This window comes from Hafnia paralvei, from assembly GCF_020150375.1.
GTDB lineage: Bacteria > Pseudomonadota > Gammaproteobacteria > Enterobacterales > Enterobacteriaceae > Hafnia > Hafnia paralvei.
The window spans coordinates 952721-976069 of sequence record NZ_CP083737.1 but is presented as its reverse complement, the minus strand read 5'-3'; the positions used below and the strand labels follow the sequence as shown (position 1 = coordinate 976069).

23 protein-coding genes and 1 other annotated feature are annotated in these 23349 nt (G+C 47.5%); of the genes, 9 read left to right on the top strand and 14 right to left on the bottom strand.

The genetic code is table 11. The features are described from left to right. Positions 1-287: 287 nt before the first annotated feature. The 3 genes from clpB to rluD form a co-directional block, all read right to left on the bottom strand. The gene (gene clpB, locus K9N75_RS04455; protein WP_008815173.1) at positions 288-2861 is read right to left on the bottom strand and encodes an ATP-dependent chaperone ClpB; all 2574 of its coding nucleotides are present in this window, start codon (positions 2859-2861) and stop codon (positions 288-290) included. A gap of 176 nt (positions 2862-3037) precedes the next feature. Further along, complete coding sequence (gene yfiH / locus K9N75_RS04450) at positions 3038-3772, bottom strand: purine nucleoside phosphorylase YfiH (RefSeq protein WP_008815172.1); 735 nt, start codon at positions 3770-3772, stop codon at positions 3038-3040. Further along, complete coding sequence (gene rluD, locus K9N75_RS04445) at positions 3769-4749, bottom strand: 23S rRNA pseudouridine(1911/1915/1917) synthase RluD (RefSeq protein WP_004090568.1); 981 nt, start codon at positions 4747-4749, stop codon at positions 3769-3771. Before rluD ends, yfiH begins: the two co-directional genes overlap by 4 nt. Before the next feature lie 131 nt (positions 4750-4880). On the opposite strand from rluD, the gene bamD reads away from it, so the two are divergent. The 3 genes from bamD to pheA all read left to right on the top strand — a co-directional run bounded on the left by bamD (position 4881) and on the right by pheA (position 7740). Then, positions 4881-5618, top strand: coding sequence for an outer membrane protein assembly factor BamD (gene bamD / locus K9N75_RS04440; RefSeq protein ID WP_008815171.1), 738 nt, complete (start codon positions 4881-4883; stop codon positions 5616-5618). 325 nt (positions 5619-5943) lie between these two features. Further along, positions 5944-6297 (top strand): ribosome-associated translation inhibitor RaiA, encoded by a 354-nt coding sequence (gene raiA / locus K9N75_RS04435; protein WP_008815170.1) that lies wholly within the window; start codon positions 5944-5946, stop codon positions 6295-6297. 116 nt (positions 6298-6413) lie between these two features. Further along, positions 6414-6539: a sequence feature (Phe leader region), on the top strand. A gap of 49 nt (positions 6540-6588) precedes the next feature. Beyond that, positions 6589-7740, top strand: a complete 1152-nt coding sequence (gene pheA, locus K9N75_RS04430; RefSeq protein ID WP_061059168.1) for a bifunctional chorismate mutase/prephenate dehydratase — start codon at positions 6589-6591, stop codon at positions 7738-7740. A 65-nt stretch (positions 7741-7805) separates the two neighbouring features. Here pheA and tyrA read toward each other — a convergent pair whose 3' ends face one another. Together tyrA and K9N75_RS04420 are read right to left on the bottom strand one after the other, a co-directional pair. Beyond that, positions 7806-8927, bottom strand: a complete 1122-nt coding sequence (gene tyrA / locus K9N75_RS04425) for a bifunctional chorismate mutase/prephenate dehydrogenase (protein ID WP_130955131.1) — start codon at positions 8925-8927, stop codon at positions 7806-7808. A gap of 5 nt (positions 8928-8932) precedes the next feature. Beyond that, positions 8933-10009: a 3-deoxy-7-phosphoheptulonate synthase gene (locus K9N75_RS04420; RefSeq protein WP_070714569.1), complete on the bottom strand. Its 1077-nt coding sequence runs from the start codon at positions 10007-10009 to the stop codon at positions 8933-8935. A 253-nt stretch (positions 10010-10262) separates the two neighbouring features. Here K9N75_RS04420 and btsR point away from each other — a divergent pair, with 253 nt between their 5' ends. The 4 genes from btsR to K9N75_RS04400 all read left to right on the top strand — a co-directional run bounded on the left by btsR (position 10263) and on the right by K9N75_RS04400 (position 13877). Continuing rightward, on the top strand, positions 10263-10979 hold the full coding sequence (gene btsR / locus K9N75_RS04415) for a two-component system response regulator BtsR (RefSeq protein WP_008815167.1): 717 nt from the start codon (positions 10263-10265) through the stop codon (positions 10977-10979). Between the two features lie 64 nt (positions 10980-11043). Next, positions 11044-11394 (top strand): DUF2799 domain-containing protein, encoded by a 351-nt coding sequence (locus K9N75_RS04410; RefSeq protein WP_008815166.1) that lies wholly within the window; start codon positions 11044-11046, stop codon positions 11392-11394. Between the two features lie 180 nt (positions 11395-11574). Then, positions 11575-12918, top strand: coding sequence for an anaerobic C4-dicarboxylate transporter (locus K9N75_RS04405; protein WP_008815165.1), 1344 nt, complete (start codon positions 11575-11577; stop codon positions 12916-12918). Positions 12919-13112: 194 nt separating this feature from the next. After that, positions 13113-13877, top strand: coding sequence for a DUF481 domain-containing protein (locus K9N75_RS04400; protein WP_008815164.1), 765 nt, complete (start codon positions 13113-13115; stop codon positions 13875-13877). Between the two features lie 132 nt (positions 13878-14009). On the opposite strand, the gene rplS is transcribed toward K9N75_RS04400, so the two are convergent. From rplS to ffh, 5 genes are all read right to left on the bottom strand, one after another. Further along, on the bottom strand, positions 14010-14366 hold the full coding sequence (rplS, locus tag K9N75_RS04395) for a 50S ribosomal protein L19 (protein WP_004090612.1): 357 nt from the start codon (positions 14364-14366) through the stop codon (positions 14010-14012). Positions 14367-14429: 63 nt separating this feature from the next. Then, complete coding sequence (gene trmD / locus K9N75_RS04390) at positions 14430-15197, bottom strand: tRNA (guanosine(37)-N1)-methyltransferase TrmD (RefSeq protein ID WP_008815163.1); 768 nt, start codon at positions 15195-15197, stop codon at positions 14430-14432. A 66-nt stretch (positions 15198-15263) separates the two neighbouring features. After that, a complete protein-coding gene (rimM, locus tag K9N75_RS04385) occupies positions 15264-15797 on the bottom strand; it encodes a ribosome maturation factor RimM (protein WP_020303496.1) in 534 nt (177 codons plus the stop codon). Between the two features lie 18 nt (positions 15798-15815). Beyond that, positions 15816-16064, bottom strand: a complete 249-nt coding sequence (rpsP, locus tag K9N75_RS04380) for a 30S ribosomal protein S16 (RefSeq protein ID WP_008815161.1) — start codon at positions 16062-16064, stop codon at positions 15816-15818. Positions 16065-16234: 170 nt separating this feature from the next. Then, positions 16235-17596: a signal recognition particle protein gene (gene ffh, locus K9N75_RS04375; protein WP_008815160.1), complete on the bottom strand. Its 1362-nt coding sequence runs from the start codon at positions 17594-17596 to the stop codon at positions 16235-16237. A 167-nt stretch (positions 17597-17763) separates the two neighbouring features. On the opposite strand from ffh, the gene K9N75_RS04370 reads away from it, so the two are divergent. Continuing rightward, on the top strand, positions 17764-18555 hold the full coding sequence (locus tag K9N75_RS04370) for a cytochrome C assembly family protein (RefSeq protein WP_004090624.1): 792 nt from the start codon (positions 17764-17766) through the stop codon (positions 18553-18555). Positions 18556-18624: 69 nt separating this feature from the next. Next, complete coding sequence (locus tag K9N75_RS04365; RefSeq protein WP_008815159.1) at positions 18625-19926, top strand: HlyC/CorC family transporter; 1302 nt, start codon at positions 18625-18627, stop codon at positions 19924-19926. Between the two features lie 66 nt (positions 19927-19992). Here the strand turns inward: K9N75_RS04365 and luxS are convergent, their stop codons facing one another. The 4 genes from luxS to yqaB all read right to left on the bottom strand — a co-directional run bounded on the left by luxS (position 19993) and on the right by yqaB (position 23301). Further along, entirely contained in the window at positions 19993-20508 is a 516-nt protein-coding gene (gene luxS / locus K9N75_RS04360; RefSeq protein WP_004090633.1) for an S-ribosylhomocysteine lyase, read from the bottom strand. 156 nt (positions 20509-20664) lie between these two features. Further along, positions 20665-22236: a glutamate--cysteine ligase gene (gshA, locus tag K9N75_RS04355; protein ID WP_008815158.1), complete on the bottom strand. Its 1572-nt coding sequence runs from the start codon at positions 22234-22236 to the stop codon at positions 20665-20667. 70 nt (positions 22237-22306) lie between these two features. Continuing rightward, entirely contained in the window at positions 22307-22735 is a 429-nt protein-coding gene (locus K9N75_RS04350; protein WP_008815157.1) for a YqaA family protein, read from the bottom strand. Next, positions 22735-23301 (bottom strand): fructose-1-phosphate/6-phosphogluconate phosphatase, encoded by a 567-nt coding sequence (yqaB, locus tag K9N75_RS04345; protein WP_039188311.1) that lies wholly within the window; start codon positions 23299-23301, stop codon positions 22735-22737. Before yqaB ends, K9N75_RS04350 begins: the two co-directional genes overlap by 1 nt. Between the last annotated feature and the right edge of the window lie 48 nt (positions 23302-23349).

The window sequence follows — 23349 nt, the reverse complement described above, 5'->3', positions numbered from 1 at the left end:
GAGTCAAGCCTTTTTCTTTTCAGAATTTCGCTAGTTAGCGACGCTTTTCTCTTCCTCACCGAGCGACGTTTGCGTCGTTGTTCCCAGTCAGTGGTGGCGCATTATAGGGACTTCTGAGCGGCTGACAACCCCTAATTATAAAATTTTTTTCAACCGCGCAAAATTCACACAAAAAATGATATTAAGCAGAATTTTTACACATGTTTTGTTTTTATATTCACCAATAACAAAAAGGCAGCCTGTTTGGCTGCCTTTTCAATGCGTCCTAATGACGCCTTAACGACCTATTACTGCTTAGCAATAATCTGATCGCCATCCACATCTAGCGTAATCGCTTTGCCCGGTATTAATTTGCCAGACAGGATCTGCTGAGCCAGCGGGTTCTCGATTTCTTGCTGGATCGCACGTTTGAGCGGACGCGCACCATATACCGGATCGAAGCCCGCTTTTGAAAGCTGTTCTAATGCGGCATCGGTGATCGTTACGCTGTAGCCTTTCTCTTCCAAACGTTGATACAGACGTTCCAACTGGATACGTGCAATTGCCTTGATGTTTTTCTGATCCAACGGATGGAACACAACGGTTTCATCTATACGGTTAATGAATTCAGGGCGGAAATGGTGTGATACCACACTCATGACCAACTCTTTCATTTCACCGTAATCAAGCTGACCGAAACGATCCTGAATCAAATCAGAGCCAAGGTTAGACGTCATAATAACCACAGTGTTGCGGAAATCGACAGTTCTCCCCTGCCCATCGGTCAGGCGTCCATCGTCTAATACCTGTAGCAAGATGTTGAAAACATCGGGATGCGCTTTTTCTACTTCATCTAACAAGATGACAGAATAAGGACGACGGCGTACGGCCTCCGTCAGATATCCACCTTCTTCATAGCCAACATATCCCGGAGGTGCACCCACTAAGCGTGACACCGAGTGTTTTTCCATGAATTCGGACATGTCGATACGAACCATTGCGTCATCGCTATCAAACAGGAAGTTTGCCAGCGCTTTGCACAGCTCAGTTTTACCCACCCCAGTAGGCCCCAAGAACAAGAAAGAACCTATTGGGCGATTTGGGTCTGACAAACCAGCACGGCTACGACGGATCGCATTCGAAACCGCTTCGACAGCTTCATTCTGACCAATCACGCGTTCATGGAGATCATCTTCCATGCGCAATAGTTTTGCACGTTCACTTTCCAACATGCGTGACACAGGGATCCCTGTCCAGCGTGCTAGCACCTCGGCGATTTCTACATCTGTCACTTTGTTACGCAGCAGCTTCATTGTCTTGCCTTCAGACTGAGTCGCAGCTTCTAGCTGTTTTTCTAAGTCAGGCAACTTACCGTACTGAATTTCAGACATTTTAGCCAAATCACCCACTCGGCGAGCCTGCTCAAGTGAGATCTTCGCCTGCTCGATTTCAGCTTTGATGTTTTGAGTACCGCTCAGAGACGCCTTTTCTGCTTTCCACTCTTCTTCCAGCTCTGAGTATTCCCGCTCTTTATGCTCTAACTCTTCGTTGAGCATCTCGAGGCGTTTTTTACTCGCGTCATCAGATTCTTTATTCAGCGCCTGCTGTTCCAGTTTGAGCTGAATAATGCGTCGTTCTAAGCGATCCAGCGATTCAGGCTTAGAATCCATCTGCATACGAATGCTTGATGCTGCTTCGTCAATCAAGTCAATTGCTTTATCCGGCAGTTGACGATCGGCAATATATCGGTGCGATAAGTTTGCCGCCGCAACAATAGCAGGATCAGTAATTTGTACATGATGGTGCAATTCATAACGTTCTTTCAAACCACGCAGAATCGCGATGGTATCTTCTACCGTTGGTTCAGCAACAAACACTTTTTGGAAACGACGCTCAAGCGCGGCATCTTTCTCAATATACTGGCGATACTCGTCCAGCGTGGTAGCACCGACGCAGTGTAATTCGCCGCGGGCCAACGCAGGTTTAAGCATATTACCCGCATCCATTGCGCCATCGCCTTTACCTGCCCCCACCATAGTGTGTAGTTCGTCGATAAACAGAATGACGCTGCCTTCCTGTTTAGACAAATCATTCAATACGGCTTTCAAACGCTCTTCAAACTCACCACGGAATTTGGCACCGGCAATTAACGAGCCCATATCCAGAGACAGAACACGTTTATTCTTTAGACCTTCAGGAACTTCACCGTTAACAATACGCTGTGCCAAACCTTCAACAATTGCGGTTTTACCCACACCCGGCTCACCAATCAGCACTGGGTTGTTTTTGGTACGGCGCTGTAAGACCTGAATAGTTCGACGAATTTCTTCATCACGGCCAATCACTGGGTCAAGTTTGCCCTGTTCGGCACGCTCAGTTAAATCAACAGTATATTTTTTCAATGCCTGACGTTGGTCTTCGGCATTTGCATCATCCACTTTCTCGCCTCCACGCATTTGTTCAATGGCGGTACTGACTTTTTGTGTTGTGGCACCCGCTGCTTTTAATATATCGCCAAGGTTTCCCCGGTCTTCTAATGCTGCCAATACAAACAGCTCAGAAGAAATGAAGGTGTCATTACGTTTTTGCGCCAGCTTGTCGCAAAGATTCAGCACGCGAATTAATTCATTTGATGGCTGAACATCCCCACCAGCCCCCTCTACCTGCGGCAAACGAGAGATAGCTTGTTCAAGCTCCTGACGCAGGTTTGCGGTATTCACACCCGCAGACGTTAATAAAGGTCGAACCGTGCCCCCTTCCTGATTGAGCAATGCACTCATCAGATGTACCGGTTCTATAAATTGGTTGTCGCGCCCAAGTGCGAGTGACTGGGCGTCAGCGAGGGCAAGCTGGAACTTACTTGTTAAGCGATCCAGACGCATAATTCCTCCAAGACGTGTCAAAGTTTCTACTGAAGAATAAATAAGGTCTACTCAACACTTTTCAAGGTCAATTAGCACGAAAATGACTACTTTTTGTTATGAGTCAAGTGGCAAACATTAAGTACAGTTTTTGGAAAGAGAATGTGAATGAAGAAAAAAAGCGTTAAAGAATAACGCTATCGAAACCAAATCAGTGCAGCCATTCGCCCAGTGACTGGCTCTCGGCGATATGAGAAAAAGCGGGACTTATCGCTCACGGTACATAAATCACCGCCAGAAATCTCGTGTACGCCCGCTCGGTGCAAACGCAAACGCGCTAATTGATAAATATCGGCTAGATATTTGTCCTCCCTAGCCACAAAGGCTTGTTCAGCATCGGCATCCTGCAACATGAATGCTTCACGCACTTCAGCGCCAACCTCAAACATTTCGGGACCGATAGCAGGGCCAAACCATGCAATAATATCTTCAGGTGCAGAGCGAAAACAGGCAAGAGTTTGCTCTAAGACACCCTGGCATAAACCACGCCAACCCGCATGTGCTGCGGCAACTTCTGTTCCCTGTCGATTACAAAATAAAACCGGCAAACAATCCGCCGTCATCACGGTGCAAACTTGCCCCGCCACATCAGTATAGGAGGCATCTGCCTGATTGTCCGTACGATCGCTGTCTGCATTCAGGCGCAAAACACGAACGCCGTGTACCTGTTCTAGCCAAAAAGGTTCAGATGGCGCGCCAGACATTTCGGTCAATAAGCGACGGTTTTCAGCAACAATCACCGCATCATCGCCAACATGAGTCCCCAGATTTAAACCATCATACGGGGGAAAGCTGACACCTCCCTTGCGGGAGGTGTTAAACGCGACGACATTTTCAGGCGCAGACCAAGTAGGAACGATCAGCGAACTCATAACCAATCCATTTCGTCTTTGAACTCTTCAGTATCAGCCTGCAACGCCGTGATTAAATCAACCATATCCTGAGGTAATGGCGCATGCCATTCCATTTGAATACCGCTAATAGGGTGATACAAACGTAACATTGTTGCGTGCAGAGCCTGACGATCAAAACCGCGCAAAATGGTGATGAACTCTTCAGATGCGCCTTTAGGTGGACGAGGACGGCCGCCATATAAAGGATCGCCCACCAGCGGGTGACTGATATGGGCCATATGCACACGGATTTGGTGAGTACGTCCCGTTTCTAGACGTAAGCGTAAACGCGTATGCGCACGGAAATGTTCCATAATGCGATAATGCGTTACCGCTGGTTTACCCATCGGGTGCACGGCCATATGTGTGCGTTTGGTTGGATGACGAGAAATAGGCTCTTCTACCGTCCCACCTGCCGTCATCGTGCCAATCGCCACCGCTTCATATTCACGCGTAATTTCACGCGCTTGTAGCGCCTCAACTAAACGAGTCTGTGCGGGAACTGTTTTAGCAACCACCATCAAGCCGGTGGTATCTTTATCCAATCGATGAACTATACCCGCACGCGGCACATCAACAATTTCCGGATAGTAATACAGCAACGCGTTAAGGATAGTTCCATCAGGATTACCGGCTCCTGGGTGAACAACTAAATCGCGCGGCTTATTGATCACCAAAATATCACTATCTTCATAAACGATATCTAATGGAATATTCTGCGGTTCCCAGCGTGCTTCTTCTTCAATTAGCGCATCAATAGCGATTTCTTCGCCACCCAGCACTTTTTCTTTTGGCTTGTTGATAATTTTCCCGTTAACCTTGACACGATCATCAAGGATCCACTCTTTTATACGAGATCGTGAATAATCAGGGAACAATTCGGCCAAAGCCTGATCTAAACGATGACCAAGCTGTGATTCCGTCACCGTTGCGGTTAGTTCTACTTGTTGTGCCATATGGGTTTCTTTCGTTAACGTTGGGTTTTCTCGGCGTTGCCGTTTAAAATAATGTGCTATTGTAGCTGGTCTTTGTCGGGAGCTTAACGGAGAGTCTCCCGGAACAACACAAAAAGGGTAATCAAAACGTCATGACGCGTATGAAATATCTGGTGGCTGCCGCCACGTTGAGCCTGGCGCTGGCAGGTTGCTCCAGTTCCAAAGATGCGGTACCTGATAATCCGCCTTCAGAAATTTATGCTACCGCTCAGCAAAAGTTGCAGGACGGTAACTTTAAAGCCGCAATTACGCAACTGGAAGCGTTAGACAACCGCTATCCGTTCGGGCCTTATTCTCAGCAGGTTCAGTTGGATCTGATCTACGCCTATTACAAATCGGCTGATTTGCCGATGGCACAGGCGTCTATCGACCGCTTCATGCGTTTGAATCCAACACATCCTAATATTGATTATGTCCTGTACATGCGCGGCCTAACTGATATGGCGTTGGATGACAGTGCGCTTCAGGGATTCTTCGGTATTGACCGTTCTGACCGCGATCCGGAGCATGCCCGTCAGGCATTCCGTGATTTTAGTCAGTTGGTTCAGCGCTATCCAAATAGTCAGTACAGCGCAGATGCCACCAAACGCCTCGTCTATCTGAAAGATCGTTTGGCAAAATATGAGCTGTCCGTTGCACAATACTACACTAAACGTGGTGCCTACGTCGCTGTTGTTAACCGTGTAGAAAATATGCTGCGTAACTATCCTGATACTCAAGCAACGCGTGATGCGCTGCCGTTGATGGAAAATGCGTACAAGCAGATGAACCTGACTGCTCAGGCCGACAAAGTCGCCAAAATTATTGCTGAGAACCCAGCAAAAGCGTAATAGGTCAGATTAGTTGAATAGTAAAAAGGCAGCCAGTGGCTGCCTTTTTTGTATCTGCGAGATGCAATTGAAAAAACGAGAGACCAACCAAGTGATCTTTAGGCCGTAGCAAAGCCGGAGCCTAGCCGTTTTCTCTGTCCCGATTTCCCCACTATGCGGGTTCTTCTTGCCTGACTCAAGCTCTAAATCGCTTAGACTTATCAAAAATCACAAATCGACTTATCTTTGCAAAAAGTGACAAAAATTCGTGATTTTAGTCTCACACTTTGTTGAAAACGGCGTTATTCTAAAATTACCAAGACGGAAAAGACTGAGAGGTATGTATATGACTATTAGTATCACCAGTAAACAAATGGAAATCACCACTGCCATTCGTCAACATGTCGAGGACCGTCTAAGTAAACTGGAAAAATGGCAAACGCATCTGATCAATCCACATATCATTTTGTCTAAAGAGCCAAAACTGTATGTTGCCGATGCCACAATTAATACGCCTAACGGACAGTTGATTGCCAGCGCGAAACATGAAGATATGTACGCCGCCATCAACGAACTGATTGCTAAGCTCGAACGTCAGCTCAATAAGGTACAACACAAAGGTGAAGCACGTCGCGCTAGTGCCAGTGTTAAAGACGCTAACCTAGAAGAGGCTAATTTAGCGGAAGAAGACGTAGAATAAATCCATCATCCAGTGACTTATCGACTAAACGCGCCAGGAGGCGCGTTTTTTGTTGACAGCAGAAAAGTAACACAGGTAAGTTAACTAATGACTTCATAACAAATTATGGTGCCCTGCATGACTCAATCTTTGTTTCTCTTCGCATTCTTTTTTACCTTCCCCTGATTGGGAGGCGTTTTTCCGTATAAAGAAAGCATGCGAAGAAAAACAGAAAAGCCTCCCAACTGGGAGGCTTTTTTCATTTTCATCCTATACAACATACAACCAGATCCAATATAAGAAAGGCTCGATATGACTACAGATAATCCATTATTGGCAATACGTGAGCAGATCAGCACCGTCGATAGCAAACTACTCGCGCTATTGAGCGAACGCCGAGAACTCGCAGCAGCGGTCGCCCGAGCCAAACAAAAAAGCCATCGCCCCATTAGAGATAAAGAGCGTGAGCGTGAGTTACTCAATTCGCTGACAGAACAAGGTAAGGCGCTCAATCTTGACAGCCATTACATCACTCGTCTGTTTCAACTCATTATCGAAGATTCCGTGTTAACTCAGCAGGCGCTGTTACAGCATCAATACAATCACACCACACAAAAGTCAGCACGAATTGCTTTTCTTGGTCCAAAAGGCTCCTACTCTCACCTCGCGGCTCGCCAGTATGCAGCTCGTCATTTCGAGCAGTTGATTGAATGTGGATGCCACCGTTTTCAAGATATCTTTAACCATGTTGAAACTGGTCAGGCGGACTTCGCCGTATTGCCGATTGAAAACACCAGTTCAGGCTCGATAAATGAAGTTTATGATCTGTTGCAACATACTAGTCTATCGATCGTTGGTGAATTAACGATACCGATCGATCACTGTATTCTCGTGGCTGGTGATACACATCTTAGTGATATTCAAACAGTTTATAGCCATCCACAGCCATTCCAACAGTGCAGCCAATTTCTGAACGCGTATCCAAACTGGAAAATTGAGTACTGTGAAAGCACTGCAGCCGCAATGGAGAAAGTTGCTGCACTTAATTCGCCGCACGCCGCAGCGCTCGGTAGCGAAGCAGGCGGCTCATTGTATGGACTTCAACCGTTGGAACAGAATCTGGCGAATCAACAACAAAACATCACTCGTTTCATCGTTCTAGCGCGCAAAGCGATTGAAGTCACCTCTCAGGTTCCAGCTAAAACAACATTGATCATGGCTACCGGCCAGCAATCAGGTGCACTGGTTGAGGCGTTACTGGTATTCCGTGACCACAGTATCGTCATTACTAAGCTGGAGTCTCGCCCGATCAACGGTAACCCGTGGGAAGAGATGTTTTATCTGGATGTGCAGGCCAATATGAACGATGCAGCTATGAAAGCAGCATTGAAAGACCTACAGGCAATTACGCGTTCGCAAAAAATACTGGGATGTTACCCAAGCGAAAACGTGGTTCCAGTTTAATCTACGCTTGGTTCAAAATAACAAAGCCCGCATCTGCGGGCCTTTTTATTTCAAGTATCTGATACTTATTTACGGCTATCATTGGCCTGACGCAATAGCGAACGACTTTCTGCTTGGAAGTGCTGGGCATAATCGCCAAACCAGTGCTCTACTTTTTTAAAGCTATCGATAAACGCGGCTTTATCGTGGCTTTCTAATAGGGCTATCGCTTCCCCAAACCGCTTATAGTAGCGTTTTATAAGAGCTAGATTATTTTCCGACGACATAATGATATCTGCGTATAACTGCGGATCTTGCGCAAATAAGCGGCCAACCATCACCAGTTCCAATCGATAAATTGGAGATGACAACGCAAGCAGCTGTTCGAGCTGTACGTTCTCTTCAGCCAAATGCAAACCATAAGCAAACGTTGCGAAGTGGCGCAGCGCCTGAATAAACGCCATATTCTGATCGTGCTCAACGGCGCTAATACGATGCAGTCTCGCCCCCCAAACCTGCAGCTGTTCTAACAACCATTGATAAGCCTCAGGCTGACGACCATCGCAATACACGACAACCTGTTTAGCCAAGCTACCAACATCAGGGCCAAACATCGGATGCAGGCCCAGCACCGGTCCTTGGTGTGCAGCTAACATGGCCTGCAGCGGCTTATTTTTTACCGAGGCTAAATCTACGAGTACGCAATCATGAGGGAGCAGCGGTAGACGGTCAATCACCTGTTCAGTTAGATGAATTGGCACACTAACGATAACCATACCCGCATCCGCACATAACGATTCCGCTTGAGGCCAATCTTCCTGTTCAAGAATGCGAACCTCATAGCCAGAGAGCTGTAATAGCTTCTCAAATAAGCGCCCCATCTGTCCGTGCCCACCAACAATGACGACCGGACGCAAATCCGGCTTTAGGCTTTTAAAACCTTTGTCATTCTCACTGGAGTAAGACTCACGCATGACTCGACGCAAAACGTCCTCGATCAGATCCGGCGGTACTCCTAGCAGTTCCGCCTCTTTACGGCGAGAAGCCAGCATCGACGCTTCACGTTCAGGAACATAAATCGGCAATCCATATCGACTTTTAACTTCGCCAACTTCAGCCACGAGTTGCAGACGGCGCGCCAATAGATCCAGCAACCCCTTATCCACTTCATCGATCTGATCCCGCAATGCGGTGAGTTCCGCCACCATGATACTTATTCTCCTGCGCTACGGCTGCGTAGTGTGGCACCTAATTTCTGATGCATATCACGCAGCAGGTGATCGGTTGTTCCCCAATCGATACAGGCGTCAGTGACTGAAACACCGTATTTCATTTCGCTGCATGGTTGCTCTGAACTCTGGTTACCTTCAAAAATATTACTTTCAAGCATAATACCAATAATAGACTGATTACCTGCACTAATCTGCTCGATAACGGACTCAGCAACCGCAGATTGACGGCGGAAATCCTTATTCGAGTTGGCGTGGCTACAGTCGATCATCAGCGCTGGACGCAAACCCGCTTTTTGCATTTGGGCTTCACATTCAGCCACATGCTCAGCTGAGTAGTTTGGCGTTTTTCCACCACGGAGAATAACGTGACCGTGTGGGTTTCCTTGAGTTTGCAACAAACAAACTTGCCCAGATTGGTTGATACCGACAAAGCGATGGGCCATTGATGCTGCTTTCATCGCATTAATAGCGGTGCCCAAACTGCCGTCTGTACCATTCTTAAAGCCAACGGGCATTGATAAACCCGAAGCCATTTCACGGTGTGTTTGAGATTCGGTAGTACGCGCACCAATCGCAGACCAGCTAAACAGATCGCCCAAGAACTGCGGAGAATTCGGATCTAACGCTTCAGTTGCTAACGGCAACCCCATTTCAACCAAGCTCAAAAGAAGTTCGCGAGCTTTAATAAAACCGGTCTCTACATCAAATGAGCCATCCATGTGCGGATCATTAATCAATCCCTTCCAACCCACGGTGGTTCTTGGTTTTTCAAAGTACACACGCATCACGATATATAGCTGGTCACGCAACTCAGCTGAGATAGACTGCAAACGACGGGCATAATCAAGTGCAGCATCAGTATCATGAATAGAGCATGGTCCACAGACAACCAGCAAACGATGATCTTTACCTTCCAGAATATTCGCAATGTCCTGACGTGAGGCTGCAATTTGCTCTTGCAACTGCGTGCTCAATGGGAAGCGATTTTTTAATTCTTCTGGTGTAATCAGTATTTGTTCGCCGCTAATGTGCACATTATTCAGTGCGTCTTTTTGCATAATCATGATAGTACCTGCCCTTTTTTAGTGATGACGCTCGTGATGGTTTTAATCTTTACTGCTAGCGTGAGTGCGTCTGAGAACCACCATATCATGCCATGTAAACTTTTCAACCCGTTAGTGTAAAGAAATAATTACCGTAAACTTTACACTACACTTTTAAACAAAATTTGAGGCGACACGCAGTTTTGCCATTACCCTGAAGTGCCCGAGTTTAAGCATGGTAAAATGTGCATTACATCATGGAGGACACATGCTTAAAGTCATCATTGTTGACGACGAACAACCCGCACGAGACGAGCTTAACGAACTGCTATCGAACAAGCCGGGTATTGAAGTGATAGCACAGTGCGGGAACGCCTTGGAAGCCATTCCAGCTATCCACAAATTGCAGCCTGATGTGATCTTTCTCGATATCCAGATGCCAAGGATCAGTGGCCTAGAATTAGTTTCAATGCTTGATCCTGACACCATGCCTTACATCGTTTTTGTCACCGCTTTTGACGAGTATGCTATTCAGGCATTTGAGAAACATGCCTTCGACTACCTACTAAAGCCCATTGATAGCAGTCGGTTAAATAAGACACTTGAACGTCTACAGAAAGGTGCGATCGTAAAGCAAAACTTACACCCATTTAGCGAACCTCCGCTAAAGCACATTCCGTGTCATGGATTGAATCGTATTTTTCTACTTAAGCTAGAAGAAGTTGAGTACCTCTCCTCTGAGCTCAGTGGAATCCACGTGGTTGGTATAAACCAAAGTGGATATACACAGCTAACGCTGAAAACATTGGAGGAAAAAACACCGTTTGTACGCTGCCATCGCCAATATATGGTTAACGCCGATCAACTGCGTGAGATCCAACTGTTAGATAATGGCTCCGCTGAAGTTATCACGCATACGGGGAAAAAGATCCCTGTCAGCCGACGCTATCTAAAAAACTTAAAAGAGCGTTTAGGCATTACTTAGCAAATGTTCTTTACTATAATAGATAGGTGGCTATTTAATTCTTAATTTGACGCAAGGAGAAATAATGAATAAATATTTGCTGATTTCATGCCTTGTTCTTGCATCCTGTAGCCAATATCCCGGCAGAATTGATAAAGGCTCAGTGTGGTTCAACGCCGGTTTTGATGATGCGAGCTCGGGAAAAGTAGTACGCGATAACGACGCTCTGACAGAATGGTATGGGGATCCAGAAGTTGACCGCGCAGCCTATCTTGACGGCTATAACCACGGTGCTCACCGCTTATGCCAAGGTTCTGTCATTGAACAATGGGGTGCCCAAGGAAAGCCTTTCCCCGCCAGCTGTGATAGCGCCGTGAACATTGCCGAATTACGCCTTAAATGGCAGCAAGGATTAAACAAAACCTTTCCAAGATAGGGATACATACTAAAAATCAATATGCATTTTTAAATATGTACCACTATGTTTATTTAGATCAATTTTATTTGAAATTACTTTATATGTTTTTATAAACAGAGATCGCATTCGCAGAACAGCACATAAAGCTCATGGATATTAACCCCTAATACTTTTGGGTTAATATTAAAAAGGGATCTTATGATAACGCTACAGTTTGCGATAATTATACTTTGTTTGTTATTAGGGACGCGTTACGGCGGGATGGGACTTGGCCTCATCAGTGGGATTGGTCTTTTCTGCCTCACCTTTATTTTCGGCTTAGAGCCGGGGAAACCACCTGTAGAAGTTATTCTTACCATTCTGGCCGTTATCGGCTGTGCCTCTGTGTTACAAACCGCCGGTGGTTTGAACGTCATGATGCAGTTTGCCGAACGCCTGTTGCGTAAACACCCGCAGCACATCACTATTTTGGCACCGCTAACCACATGGACGCTGACCTTCTTATGTGGCACAGGACACGTGGTTTACACCATGTTCCCTATCATTTCTGATATCGCGCTTAAAAAAGGTATTCGCCCTGAGCGTCCGATGGCTGTTGCATCCGTTGCTTCACAGATGGCAATCACCGCATCACCCGTTTCCGTTGCAGTCGTCTCTCTAGTTTCTATTTTGGGAGCTGCCCATGGAATTGGTCACGCCTATAGCATTCTCGAAATCTTAGCTATCTCTGTTCCCGCCTCACTATGCGGCGTCATTGTAGCCGCGCTTTGGAGCCTACGCCGCGGCAAAGATCTGGATAAAGACCCTGAATTTCAGGCAAAAGTCAGTGACCCCAAACAGCGCGAATTCATCTATGGAAATAGCGAAACCTTACTAAATCAGAAATTTTCCAAGCATGCTTATTGGTCTACCTGGATTTTCTTCGCCGCGATTCTGGTGGTTGTGCTGCTGGGGGCATTCTCCGATCTGCGTCCGTCTTATGAAATCAAAGGCGTGATGAAACCTCTATCAATGAATCTGGTTATCCAGATGATGATGTTGATCGCAGGTGCCATCATATTGATGGCTTGCAAGGTTAAGCCTGCGGATATCTCCAGCGGCGCAGTTTTCAAAGCCGGTATGGTGGCGATATTCTCCGTCTTCGGTGTTGCATGGATGAGCGATACTTTCTTCCAAGCGCATATGCAGGACTTAAAAGTCGTTCTGGAAGATGTGGTTAAATCGCAGCCTTGGACTTACGCTATTGTGCTCTTTTTAGTTTCCAAGTTAGTGAACAGCCAAGCAGCAGCATTAACGGCTATTGCTCCGATGGGGTTACAGCTCGGTGTTGATCCTAAAATGCTGATTGCATTCTTCCCTGCAGCCTATGGTTATTTTGTACTACCAACGTATCCAAGCGATTTGGCCTGTATCGGTTTTGACCGCTCAGGCACAACGCGCATCGGCAAATTTATCATCAACCATAGCTTCATCATCCCAGGCTTTATTGGCGTAATCACGTCCTGCATCGTGGGCTACGCGCTCGTGACCTCTTTCATGTAAAAATTGGTTTGCCGGCCAGCGCTTGGTCCCTCAGGCGCTGGCTTTTTTATTCACTCAATCGCATATAAATAAAGTGCATAACTTAGTGGCGAAAACATAAAAAATAAGCTAAATGAACCAGTTCTGAGCCTGCAGACGACCCGCTATAATGTGACGCTTGTCAACTTTGGCATTATCTCGTTACTGGAACCATCATGCTTTCTACACGCGCATACCGCGCAATGCCCCTGTGCCTGTCTATTCTGTCAGCTTTAACTAGCTCAGCAGCTTTCGCCGATACCTCGCTATTCACGGCGATGGATGACCCTTCAACTGCGAAAAAAAGCTTTGATGGCAACGTTCAGGCGGGTTACAACTCTCAGTCAGGTAACTCCGAGAGTTCGAATCTGTTAGCGAATACAACGATGACCTGGTTTAACCCTGAAACGGCCTATAGCCTGTGGGGTACCGCGAATAACACCAAATCAGGCGATACTCGCTCCTCTGAAAAATACCAAGCGGGTGCTCGCTCACGCTATAACCTTAGCCCTGATAACTACATGTTCGGTCAGGGTAGCTGGCTTAATGACCGCTATGCTGGCTATGACTCGCGTTCTACCGGCACCTTAGGCTATGGCCGCCAAATGTTAGCGACGCCGTCACAAAACTTACGTGTAGAATTTGGTCCTGGCGTTCGCCACGATGAATACCACGGCGGTGGGCGTGAGACGCAAGCGTTAGCCTATGCTGCCGGTAACTATGCCTATCAGCTCACCAAAAACACTCAGTTCACCCAAGGCGTCTCCGTGATGGCCAACGATGACACCACGGTTAACTCAGAGACTGCGCTGAACGTAGGCATCAATGACGACTTCTCTTTGAGACTGTCATATAACATGGTTTACAACACTGAACCGCCAGCCAGTGCGCCGAAGAAGACAGATACATCAACGGCGATCACTCTGCAATATAACCTGTAGAATCAGCTCGTTTAAGCTATAGATAAGCCCGCTAAGTGCGGGCTTTTTTTGTATTCGCCTTGCAAAAACAAGACAAAAAAAGGGGCTAGCATTGAGCTAACCCCTTTAAAACTAATAACGTTTGGATGTTGCTTACGCTTTAGCGCCCAGACGCTCTTTGATACGAGCTGATTTACCGGTACGCTCACGCAGGTAGTACAGTTTAGCTTTACGAACGGCACCACGACGTTTAACAGTAATGCTGTCGATTACTGGTGAATGAGTCTGGAATACACGCTCAACACCTTCGCCGTTAGAAATCTTACGAACAGTGAATGCAGAGTGCAGACCGCGGTTACGGATAGCGATAACCACGCCCTCGAATGCCTGCAGACGTTTTTTAGAACCTTCAACGACCCATACCTTAACTTCCAGAGAATCACCTGGACGGAATGCAGGTACGTCTTGCTTCATCTGCTCTTGTTCGATCTGTTTAATAATGTTGCTCATAATATGTCTCTTACCCTAGGTAAACTGATATATCGGGTCGTTCAGCCTTGTTAAACAAGTCGCTTAAACGTTCCCTTCATGGTCTTGCTGTTCTAGACGATATTCCTTACGGAACTCGGCTAACAGCTTCGCTTGCTCGTCAGTCAGAGCTAGGCTTTCTAGAAGTTCAGGTCTTCTAAGCCAGGTACGGCCCAGCGACTGCTTCAAACGCCAGCGACGAATCTCTGCATGATTTCCCGACAGTAAAACTGGCGGTACCGCCATGCCTTCTAACACTTCAGGGCGGGTAAAGTGCGGACAATCCAGAAGCCCGTCAGCGAATGAATCTTCCTCTGCTGAAGCTTGATGACCCAGAACTCCCGGAATAAACCGTGAGACAGAATCAATCAGCGTCATGGCAGGAAGCTCACCGCCGCTGAGTACGTAATCGCCGATTGACCATTCTTCATCAATTTCGGTTTGAATCACGCGCTCATCAATACCTTCATACCGGCCACAAACTAGAATCAACTTCTCATTTGTTGCCAGTTCGCAAACCCCTTGCTGGTCAAGTTTGCGACCCTGCGGCGAGAGATAGATCACTTTCGCCCCTTCGCCTGCCGCTGCTTTTGCAGCGTGGATAGCTTCCCGTAAAGGTTGCACCATCATCAACATTCCCGGACCTCCGCCGTAAGGGCGATCGTCAACGGTACGATGTCGATCGTGCGTGAAATCGCGAGGACTCCAGCACTGCACGCTTAGCAGGCCATTTTTAACAGCCCGGCTAGTTACCCCGTAATCAGTGATTGCGCGGAACATCTCAGGAAACAGGCTAACTATACCGATCCACATAACTCAATCCACATAGCGCCATACCCTTTCAACAACGGATGCTACACGCCTTCCAATAATTGGAGGTCAAAAACCAGGATCCCAATCTACTTCAACAATGTGAGTAGCGAGATCGACTTTCTTGATTACCTGCCCGTCGAGGAACGGAATCAACCGCTCCTTGATACCGAATGCATCTTTCAGGTTTGCTTTAACGACCATAACGTCGTTAGAACCGGTTTCCATCATATCGATGATCTTGCCCAGTTCATAACCGGCGGTAGTGACTACCTGGCAACCCATAAGGTCTTTCCAGTAATAGTCGCCATCTTCCAGTTCTGGCAACTGCGACTCTTCCACTACGATCTCGCGATTCGTTAGCGCATTTGCCGCATCTCGGTCATCAACACCTTTGATTTTGATAACCAAATCCTGATTGTGGCGCTTCCAGCTTTCTAGCTCGACATGCTGCCACTGACCAGCCTGCTGGATGAACCACGGCTGATATTCAAAAATGCTTTCGGCGTCTTCGGTGGATGAAAACACTCTGAGCCAACCGCGAATACCATAAGAAGAACCCAGTTTCCCGAGCACTACGGGATTAGTAAGTTGTTTGCTCATTGTGACCACCGCAACGGATTAAGCAGCTTTCTTAGCTTCTTTGATCAGCGCAGCAACGCGATCAGAAACAGTAGCGCCTAAACCAACCCAGTGGCTTACGCGATCCAGATCCAGACGCAGAGCTTCTGCCTGACCTGCTGCCAGCGGGTTGAAGAAGCCAACGCGCTCGATGAAACGGCCGTCACGTGCATTACGGCTGTCAGTTACTACTACTTGATAAAACGGACGCTTTTTAGCGCCGCCACGTGCTAAACGAATTGTTACCATAACATCCTCATTAGTTAATAGAACACCAGACCCCATCGAGGAACGGAGTCCGGTGTCTGTTGTTCTTAACGAACATAAAAGCCCGAAAATTTTACTCACTTTGGCGCGAAAAGCAACCGAAAGCGTACTTACGCCTCGGTTGCAGTTGCTAAAATAGGCAAACGGGGGAATTAACGACCAGGGAATCCGGGGGGCATCATACCTTTCATGCCACGCATCATTTTCGACAAGCCGCCTTTCTTCATTTTCTTCATCATACGCTGCATTTCATCAAACTGTTTAAGTAAACGGTTGACGTCCTGCACTTGCATACCAGAACCCTGCGCAATACGACGCTTGCGCGAGCCCTTGATAATTTCTGGGTTGGCACGCTCTTTTAACGTCATGGAGCTGATAATTGCTTCCATGCGCACCAAGAGTTTGTCATCCATCTGAGATTTAACATTTTCTGGCAGCTGCCCCATACCTGGCATTTTCGCCAACATCGAGGTCATACCGCCCATATTACGCATTTGCTTGAGCTGATCCATAAAATCGGTCAGATCGAAGCCGTCACCTTTCTTCAGCTTCTGTGCCAGTTTTTCAGCTTGTGCACGGTCAACTTTACTCTCAATATCTTCGATAAGTGATAGAACATCACCCATCCCCAAAATACGAGAAGCAACACGATCGGGATAGAACGGCTCCAAGGCTTCCGTTTTTTCACCGACACCTAAGAATTTGATTGGCTTTCCAGTGATATGGCGGATAGACAAAGCCGCACCGCCGCGCGCATCACCGTCGACTTTAGTCAGCACCACACCGGTTAACGGCAATGCTTCGTTAAACGCCTTGGCGGTGTTCGCCGCATCTTGACCGGTCATCGCATCGACGACAAACAGCGTTTCAACCGGATTAATCGCGGCATGAACCTGTTTGATTTCGTCCATCATCGCTTCGTCAACGTGCAATCGACCCGCGGTATCGACGATCAAAACATCATAAAATTTCTGCTTAGCGTGCTGCAATGCACGGCTAACAATCTCGATTGGCTTCTCTTTGACATCGGACGGGAAGAAATCAATTCCCACCCCCTGAGCCAAGGTTTCTAGCTGTTTGATCGCCGCAGGGCGATAAACGTCAGCGGAAACCACTAGCACTTTCTTCTTATGCTTTTCTTTAAGGAACTTGCCAAGCTTACCCACGCTGGTTGTTTTACCCGCACCTTGCAAGCCGGCCATCAAGACCACGGCTGGCGGCTGCGCAGCCAAATTCAGCTCGGTGTTCACCTCACCCATCGCGTTCGTCAGCTCGTTTTTAACGATTTTGACGAATTCTTGCCCAGGGGTCAGGCTTTTGTTCACTTCGTGCCCGACGGCACTTTCTTTAACACGATTAATGAAGTCACGAACTACCGGCAGCGCGACATCGGCTTCCAGTAATGCCATGCGAACTTCACGCAGCGTGTCTTTGATATTTTCTTCGGTCAGCCGCCCGCGGCCGCTGATGTTGCGCAATGAGCGCGACAATCGATCGCTTAAATTTTCAAACATTGTTTCTGCTCAACGTTAAGACTGGCCGTCAAGGCGACGACGTAGATGACGGCGAGTATAACACGAAGATGCCACCTTTCTCCTCCTTGCTGCGCGGATTGGTTGGAGCGTGACGCTGCTAACGCTATACTGGCCACATAATTCACCTAGCTAATGCCAAATTCACCATGCCTGCATTTGCCATATTGGCCATGATTGCCTACTTACTCAGCCTCGGATTGATTATTCCGAGTCTGGTACAAAATAACCGGGCCTACCGCCGTCTGGCGCTTTTGTTCGCCGGAATTGCGCTCATCAGCCACGCGGTTGCACTTCAAGCGCGTATTTTTGATGTCAGCACGGGTCAAAATCTCAGCCTATTGAACATCGGCTCGATCGTCAGCCTAATGATCTGTTTTGTGATGACTGTCGTGGCCTCACGCGACCGAGGCTGGTTTTTATTGCCAATCGTCTACAGCTTTGCCCTAATAAATTTGGGGCTGGCCAGCTTCGTCCCCGGCGAGTTCATCACCCATTTGGAAACTACGCCGTCGCTGATGCTCCATATTGGTTTGGCGTTATTCTCCTACGCCACGCTGATTATTGCAGCACTTTATGCTCTGCAGTTGGCGTTGTTGGACTACTTGCTGAAAAACAAAAAGCTGACATTTACTGCCGATATGCCTCCGCTAATGAGCATCGAACGTAAAATGTTTCATATTACTCAGGTTGGTGTCGTTCTGCTGACGCTAACGCTGTGTACTGGCATGTTGTATATGGACAATCTATTCAGCAAAGAAAACGTGCACAAAGCCGTACTTTCGATTCTGGCTTGGTTTGTCTATGTTTTACTGTTGTGGGGACACTTCCGTGAAGGCTGGCGTGGCCGCCGCGTCGTATGGTTCAGCCTGCTTGGCGCATTTTTACTGACAATGGCCTATTTTGGCAGCCGTCTACTACAAGAAGTCATGGTAAGCTAACTCCCCTCTCCTTTCACTCGCTCCGCACAGTGCGGGGCGAACCGTTCAATTGTTATAAGGAACACCTCCTTGGAGCACGTCTCTACGGGTACACTAATTACGATTCTGGTCATTATGGTCATCGTCTCAGCCTATTTCTCTGCCTCAGAAACGGGGATGATGACACTCAACCGCTACCGTCTCCGCCATCTCTCTAAGCAGGGATTACGTTCCGCTCGTCGTGTTGAAAAACTGCTGAAGCATCCTGACCGCCTGATTAGCCTAGTGCTAATTGGTAATAATCTCGTCAATATTTTGGCGTCAGCACTAGCCACCGTGGTAGGTATCCGCTTATATGGCGATGCAGGCGTAGCCATCGCGACCGGTGTGCTAACCTTTATTGTTCTGGTGTTTGCCGAAGTACTGCCAAAAACATTTGCTGCGCTTTACCCTGAGCGTGTTGCCTTCCCTAGCAGTGTGCTATTGCTGCCGCTACAAAAAATCATGATGCCGCTAGTATGGCTGCTCAATGGCATCACACGTATTTTGCTACGACTATGTGGAATTCGCTCTACCGCACACCCTAGCGACGCAGTTAGCAAAGATGAGCTACGTTCCATCGTAAATGAATCAAACTCCCAGATATCGCGCCGTAATCAGGACATGTTGATATCGGTACTCGATCTCGAAAAAGTGACCGTAGATGACATCATGGTGCCGCGTAATGAAATTGTCGGCATTGATATCAACGATGACTGGAAATCAATCCTGCGCCAGCTCACCCACTCACCACATGGGCGTATTGTGCTTTATCGTGGTTCTTTGGATGACTCCATTGGTATGCTGCGCGTGCGAGAAGCCTATCGATTAATGATCGAGAAAAAAGAGTTCAATAAAGAAAATTTGCTACGCGCTGCCGATGAAATTTATTACATCCCCGAAAGTACTCATCTCAGCGTCCAGCTCCTCAAGTTTCAGCGCAACAAAGAAAAAATGGGGATCGTGGTTGACGAATATGGCGATATCAAAGGATTAGTTTCAGTAGAAGATATTCTGGAAGAGATCGTCGGTGATTTCACGACCTCAATGTCACCTTCGCTCGCCGAAGAAGTCATGCCGCAAAGCGATGGCTCCGTATTGGTTGATGGCACCGCAAATATTCGCGAACTTAATAAAGCGTTTAACTGGACGCTACCCGCCGATGGCCCACGCACCATGAACGGTATGCTGCTTGAAGAACTGGAAGATATTCCGCTGCCCGGCGCCCACGTCAACATAGGCCCTTATCATATTCAAATCCTCGATGTGCAGGACAATATGATCAAACAGGTGCGCGTTTCTTCCGTAAAGCGCAAGAAAGCAGACGAAGAGAGCGAACGCTATAGTTCGTGATAAAACCAGATTGAAAAAAGGCGCTGAACGCGCCTTTTTCGTATCGTACACTGAGAGAAAACAAAACTAGATATGCAATTCAGCCAATTTTTCTTTTGGCAGAGCCAGATCGTCGTTGTGATTAACCCCAACGCCTTTCTCTAAGATATGACGAGCAATGTCATGTGCCTCTTGCAACGAATGCATAGAGAAAGTACCGCACTGGTATTCATTAAGTTCAGGGATCTTACGCTGATCGGTGACTTTCAACACGTCTTCCATTGCCGCTTTCCAAGCATCCGCAACGCGAGATTCTTCAGGCGTACCAATCAGGCTCATGTAAAAACCAGTACGACAGCCCATTGGCGAAATGTCGATGATCTCAACGCCGTTACCGTTCAGATGATCGCGCATGAAGCCTGCAAACAGGTGCTCCAGAGTATGGATACCACGCTCAGGTAGGATCTCTTGGTTCGGATGACAGAAACGTAAATCGAAAACTGTGATGTTATCGCCGTGCGGAGTTTTCATGTTCTTTGCAACACGCACCGCAGGTGCCGCCATACGCGTATGGTCTACAGTAAAGCTATCCAGTAGTGGCATTTCGTCACCTCCTCATAAAAAAATGATTTTTTTTTCGGTTTTATGAAACCTTTTCTAACTCAGCGAGTCTGAATATATGAAAGACGCGCATTTGTTATCATCATCCCTGCTACAGAGATGCTATTTTGGCCACAGGTATTGTGGCCTTTTTCTTTTCTAGCGCCCAGCGTGAAGATGCAGATACTCTTCAAACCCCATCGCACCCGGCATCGAATCCTGAGCTTCCATCTGAGCCTGACGTTTAATCGACTCTTCTACCTGCTGATGAAGCTGTGCTTCGCTCAAGACTTCCAAAGGCTGTGAACTGAGCTCCTGACGATAACGCTCCGACAGTTCTCGCCCAAAACCACCAACGCCTTTTTCCATCATCTGCTCCAGCACCTGAGCAGAATATGTCAACGATGCATCATCAAAACCGGCTACCAGCTTAGTGCAAACTTGCTGATATTGCTTATTCCCATTAATGCTATCTAATACTTCTGCAACGCGCTGCAAATCAGCAAAGAGCTCTTTGCCAACTTTTGCCAGTGGCTGGCGCTGATCATTACAGCCGATACCGATCGTTTGTCCCGGCTTACGTCCTTCAAGGATCACGCGGTTCCAATTCTTACGAGTACACAGTAGCTCATCGCTGCTCATCTCTGGCGCATCAGCCAGCACACACCAGATCAGGAAAAGATCCAAGAAACGGGACTGATCCGCATTCACACCAATCGCGGTAAACGGATTGATATCTAATGAGCGCACTTCAATATATTCAATCCCACCGCGAAGCAATGCATCGGATGGCGACTCATCGCCTTTGGTGACGCGTTTAGGCCTAATCGGCGCATACAGCTCATTTTCGATCTGCAATACATTCGCATTCAGTTGACGATAGCGACCATCCACTTTTACACCAAGCTTAGCAAACTCAGCAGACGGGGTATGGATTGCCTTTTTCAGTGCCGTCACATAATCCGGCAGATTATTAAAGGTAATCCCTAAATCGTTTTGTGATTTATTGGTATAACCTAAATCACTCAGACGCAATGAGGTTGCATAAGGCAAATACAGCATATGCCCGTTCTGTTCGAATGGGATATTGGTTTCACGACCGTTCAAAAATGAAGAACAGATGGCCGGCGAAGCCCCAAATAAATAAGGAATCACCCAACCAAAGCGATAATAGTTGCGGATTAAGCGGAAATAGCCTGCAGATATCTGCTCTTTGCCGCTTTCAGCATCTTCTACGCCCGCCCACTCACGCCAGAACTCTATCGGCAGAGAGAAATTATAATGCACGCCAGAGATCGTCTGCATCAGCGCACCGTAGCGATTTTTCAAACCTTCACGGTACAAGGTCTTAAATTGACCTACGTTAGAGGTACCGTACTGCGCTAGCACGATATCTTCTTCCTTGCTGATAAAGCACGGCATACTCATTGGCCACATGCGTTCTGACCCCAGATTTCTCGCCACATAGCGATGAATATCGGTGAGGAAGGAAAGCATGTGATCGATGCTGGCATCCACCGGAGTAATAAACTCCAGCAAAGACTCGGCAAAGTCAGTGGTAATCCATGGGTGAGTTAGCGCCTTACCCAGCGCTTCTGGATGACCAGAGGCAGCCAATTGGCCCTCTGGGGTTACGCGGAGCGTTTCACGCTCAATACCGCGTCGAATTCCGTTAAGGGCATCTGGATGTGATTCCAGCCAAGTCAGGGCTTTAGATACGTCCGGGATCAAGTCGACCTCCCGCTAATCAAATAATAACTGCCAGCATTTATGTTCTGCCGCTGAGCGTTTCCGCCTTCGCTTATGACCACCATGACATACCTTGCAGCGTCAGCCATGCCAACGCAACATAACGTACCGCTTTCCCAATACTGAGATAAAACGCTACAGGTACCCACGGCATTCGCAGCCAACCTGCTAACACACAGAGTAAATCACCAATGATAGGCACCCAACTGAGCAGCAAGGTAACCGCGCCATAGCGTTGTAACCAGCGTAGCGACAGCTGTACCCCCCGCTGCGGTTTCACGTCCGGCAGCAGACGACCAATGATGACATTTGTTAATCCGCCCAGAATATTGCCAACGATCGCTGTCAGCACTAACCACCACGGAGAAACCTGCCCAGCTAATAGAAAGGCAGTTAAAACAATTTCTGAATTTCCTGGCAATAGCGTTGCACTAGTAAAGCTACTGGCAAACATTGCGCCCAATGTCAGGAAAGAATTCATTACAGCTTGCGCACATCCACCCACGCCATATTTGCGCGTTGGGCTGCCTGAATACCAAAATCTGCATCTTCAAATACGACACAGTCTTTAGGCGAAACGCCAATCAGCTCAGCGCAACGTAAAAAAGTATCCGGCTCAGGCTTATGCCGAGTCACATCATCGGCACCAACAATAGCCTGAAAACAGTTATGCAGCCCTAAATGGCGCAATAAGGCATCCGCCATCCGATGCTCACTACCGGTACCCACCGCCATTGGTTTTTTACCTTTATAGGCCAGCACAACGTCAATCAGCGGAAGCGGCTTCACGCTATCCAACAACATGCTTTCTACCGCGGCCGTTTTCAATGCCGCAAGATGATGTGGATCCATATCAGCTTGATTGTTCTCAATAATTATCTGGGCAATACGCCAGGTAGGAGACCCATTCAGCGCTACCATCGCATTTTCATCGTAGGTCATCCCATATTGACCAAGAACCTGCCGCCAAGCCAGACGGTGCGTCGGCTCCGTGTCGAGCAGAGTGCCATCCATATCAAAAATCAGTCCTTGAAAGCGATCGTACATTGATTGCCACTCCGTAACGATGGTGAATATATGGAAAGTTACTTTAAC